The following is a 383-nucleotide window of genomic DNA, read 5'->3' on the forward strand; positions in this document are numbered from 1 at the left end:
CGCCAATGGCGTCAGGGACACACGCGCAAAATCGACTCCGCCGAACTGTATCTGCTCGATTACCGTCTTCTCATCGCCCAGATTGCCGTCCGCCTTGACCAGAATCTTAATTCTCCCTCCGGTCTTCTCTTCCACCAGATCAGCAAATCTGCAGGCCCCCTGTGTTGTGGGATAGTCTTCTGCCTGATTCTCTGCATACGTAAAAACGAATTCAGGAGCAGAAGCCATTTTCTGATCTTCCTTCCGTCCGCCGCATGCAGTCAGAATAACCATTGCTAAACCAAACAATAACACCGCCTTTATTCTCACAGCACAGTACCTCCTTTCTGCCAGTTTTTTTCCGCAATGGCCTGGAAATACTTGTCCAGCCGTCTGCACCTGCC

The 383-nt window shown here is 50.9% G+C and carries 1 protein-coding gene; it reads right to left on the reverse strand.

Annotation, left to right across the window (positions count from 1 at the left end):
• The coding region (locus NE664_15635; GenBank protein MCQ4728065.1) for a TRAP transporter substrate-binding protein at positions 1-273 on the reverse strand (273 nt) is incomplete at its 3' end.
• Positions 274-383 lie beyond the last annotated feature (110 nt).

The organism is Anaerotignum faecicola (assembly GCA_024460105.1).
In the GTDB taxonomy this organism is placed as follows: Bacteria; Bacillota; Clostridia; order Lachnospirales; family Anaerotignaceae; genus JANFXS01.